Source organism: Chamaesiphon sp. OTE_20_metabat_361, from assembly GCF_031364565.1.
In genome coordinates this window covers 1-3,157 of record NZ_JANLWO010000434.1, presented here as the reverse complement: position 1 = coordinate 3,157, position 3,157 = coordinate 1, and the positions used below count along the sequence as shown (strand labels likewise).

The following is a 3,157-nucleotide window of genomic DNA, read 5'->3' as shown; positions in this document are numbered from 1 at the left end:
TCCTCAGACCGATCGATGATATCTTGTTTATCGGCTTATTATTGATTATGTTTTCAAAACAAGAAAAACGATTGGGTGACTGGGTTGCGGGGACGATCTTAATCCAAGAAGGGCAGACAGTTACCAACCTAAAAATTGACGTATCGCCAGAGGCTGTCGATATGTCAAACTGGCTGATCGAGAAAGGACAAATTGCTGCCTTAACTCCCGATGAATTCGCGACCATTCGGAAGTACCTCCAGCGTTATGCAAATCTAACTCCGGATGCCAAAATTCAAGTTAGCGATCGATTGGCACAGCGATTATTAGAGCGGATTGAGATGGCAGATAGACCTCCTTCTCGCGATGCTCATTTGATTATTGAAGCGGTTTATCTGGCATATCAGCAGCAATTTAGAAGTTAATGAATTTAGATCTTGTGCAGAACAGAGTCATTGGTATTTTAGTGAATAGTGGATAGTATTTTGGAGTAAATTTGGATATTATCAGTTTTATATGCTAGTACAAGATGTGAGTAAGTCAATCATCAATCAAGGGGCAAATATGCAATCGATCGAATCAGCTAGCGACATTACAGTCTATCAAGGACAGTTTGGCTCTTTTTCTATTACCGAGCGAGATCGTCAAGGTGTCATCATTTATCGGAGTGCTTTGATGGTAGCTGCCATCAGTTTTGGGATAGCTGCGATCGCGATATTATGGCAACTGAATGAGCCGATAGCAGGCTCAAACTTAAATCTTTTAATGCTGATAAATTGGTTGTATATTAGTTTCTCAGTTGCACTAGGTATTGCCCTAGCTACAATTCATATTTACATGGTAGTTTTGCATCGCACCTTACAAGTATTCTGGGCGATTGGTTGTATGAGTGCGCTGGGATTTTGTATATATTATCATCAATCGATCGGCACGATTGTCTACGATCGACCGTTAACAATTTTAGGCATTGGCTTTACATTCGCTGCCTTGACGGGCATCTTTTTTAAAGAAGCTTTTTGTTTCAATCGGTTTGAAACTAAGCTTTTGGTCTTTATAGTGCCAACTTTATTATTGGGACATCTTACTCAGCTTTTACCACAAACTATCGAGGTAACTGTATTAGCAGTTTGGGCGGGACTATTTTTAGTATTTGCCACTCGCAAAGCGATCCAAGCAATCCCCCCGGACATCGGTGACAAATCAGTATTTGAATACTTAGAGAATCAGAAGAAAGTTTAGATTCGGTCGCAACAATAGTCTGTTCACATAAATATAATTAACGATTATTTACTTAGATGTATAGCGATATTATTTCACAACAACATGATTGGTCGAACGATATCGATCGAGTCAAACAAAGATTCGATCGAGAGTTCAAACAAGAGGCATTTGAGCTACCCGCAGAAGTCGAAGCAATGCCTATTTTTAGAGAATGGATCGGTCATCATCTCACCGCCAAAATTACCTCACCATTTTGGGAACTAGCCGGATTTCAAAAAAATCATCGCTGTCTCGATATCGGTTGTGGTGTTAGTTTTTTGATCTACAACTGGCGAGAATGGGAGACATATTTTTACGGTCAAGAGATTAGTATAGTAGCACGTAACGCACTAAATTCGCGTGGCCCCCAGCTCAATTCTAAGTTGTTTAAAGGCGTTCAAACTGGTGCCGCTCATCAATTACAATATGAGAATGATACATTCGATCGGGCGATCGCCACTGGATTTAGTTGTTATTATCCGCCAGAATATTGGCAACTGGTGCTTCAAGAAGTCAAACGCGTCTTAAAACCAGATGGGGTATTTGTCTTTGATGCGATCGATCCTGATGCCGAAATAACCGAAAATTGGGCAATTTTGGAAACGTATTTAGGTGCAGAAGTTTATCTATCACCGCTTACCCAATTTACCGAATTAGTAAAAGAGGTTGGTGGTAAAGTTACCGCTACAAAATCTGGGCAGTTATTTCAGATGTATCAGGTTCGCTTCTAGATTTATATCCACTTAAAATTGAACTTTAACATACAACCATCTAGCGATGAGTTGCGGACAATTTTTGATAAACCAGCGCCAAGCAAAGATTTTAGCAACTGGCTTCGACTTTCGTCCAATGAACTTGGCAAGTGAATTTAACGGTCGAAATCTAACTTTTTTATTAATTAAGTTAATATAGCCAATATCATAGAGACAATCGATAATTAATTTAATCGTTGCTTCTTCTCTCGCCATTAAACTAGTCAGCAAAATCAGCATCTCCTGCACGCGCTCTGCTTCAAGCTGACTGCGAGCCGATGTCGTCGATATATTAGTAATTGGTTTGCTGGATACAGAGATAATTTTATTCACGATCGATCTGGCTGTTAAAGATAGGGATACTCATCTAGTAAGATCGGCTTAAAGGATGCGTGGTTGGCGGATCTAGCTCTAGTATTGTATAAAGTATAATGCGTACAGATTGCCGCTAGCTAGAAATAATTCCGGGAGTTTGGTAACGGAGAGACCACTGATGGGCAAAATAAGTATGAGTTAGAGTTAGATTAATCGCTCCGACCATCACAAACGACGGGTAAAGATACACAATGAAAGATACAGGATTTACAAGTAAGTTCCTTACTTATTTTAGTCGCGGTCTGAAGACAATCGGCGATCGAGTAATGGCGGCACTACTACTACTGCTATTCTCACCGATTTTAGTAGTTGTGGCGATCGTCTTGCGGCTGCGGATGGGTAGCCCGATTGTTTTTACCCAAGCCCGCCCTGGTAAAGATGGTAAGATCTTTACCGTCTTTAAGTTTCGCACGATGACCAGCGACTGCGACAAAGAGGGTAATCTTCTTTCGGACGAAGAGCGGCTGATTCCACTAGGTCAATTTCTGCGGAAAGCTAGTGTAGACGAACTGCCCCAGCTTTGGAATGTCCTCATTGGGGATATGAGTTTTGTCGGCCCGCGTCCGTTGCTGGTAAGATACCTAGAACGCTACAGTACCGAGCAAGCTCGCCGTCATGATGTTTTGCCAGGGATTACTGGTTGGGCGCAGGTAAACGGACGTAATGCCCTCACCTGGGATGAAAAGTTTCGCCTGGATCTCTGGTATGTGGATAATTGGAGTCTATGGTTGGACTTGAAGATTTTGCTATTGACAGTCAAGAAGGTATTCAAGCAAGAAGGTATCAGTCAG

Annotated in this window: 4 protein-coding genes and 1 pseudogene; 4 read left to right on the top strand and 1 reads right to left on the bottom strand. The window is 41.5% G+C overall.

The genetic code is table 11. The features are described from left to right. From RMO35_RS12745 to RMO35_RS12735, 3 genes and pseudogenes are all read left to right on the top strand, one after another. A pseudogene (locus tag RMO35_RS12745) lies at positions 1 to 404 on the top strand (RDD family protein); the annotation flags it as partial. Between the two features lie 139 nt (positions 405 to 543). Beyond that, positions 544 to 1,218 carry a DUF2301 domain-containing membrane protein gene (locus RMO35_RS12740; protein WP_310411305.1) on the top strand — a complete coding sequence of 225 codons (675 nt, stop codon included), beginning with the start codon at positions 544 to 546 and terminating at the stop codon, positions 1,216 to 1,218. Positions 1,219 to 1,274: 56 nt separating this feature from the next. After that, positions 1,275 to 1,970 carry a class I SAM-dependent methyltransferase gene (locus RMO35_RS12735; protein WP_309741659.1) on the top strand — a complete coding sequence of 232 codons (696 nt, stop codon included), beginning with the start codon at positions 1,275 to 1,277 and terminating at the stop codon, positions 1,968 to 1,970. 12 nt (positions 1,971 to 1,982) lie between these two features. Here the strand turns inward: RMO35_RS12735 and RMO35_RS12730 are convergent, their stop codons facing one another. After that, positions 1,983 to 2,324, bottom strand: a complete 342-nt coding sequence (locus RMO35_RS12730; protein WP_309741658.1) for a hypothetical protein — start codon at positions 2,322 to 2,324, stop codon at positions 1,983 to 1,985. 233 nt (positions 2,325 to 2,557) lie between these two features. Between RMO35_RS12730 and RMO35_RS12725 the strand changes: the two genes are divergently transcribed. Further along, the coding region (locus RMO35_RS12725; RefSeq protein WP_309741657.1) for a sugar transferase at positions 2,558 to 3,157 on the top strand (600 nt) is incomplete at its 3' end.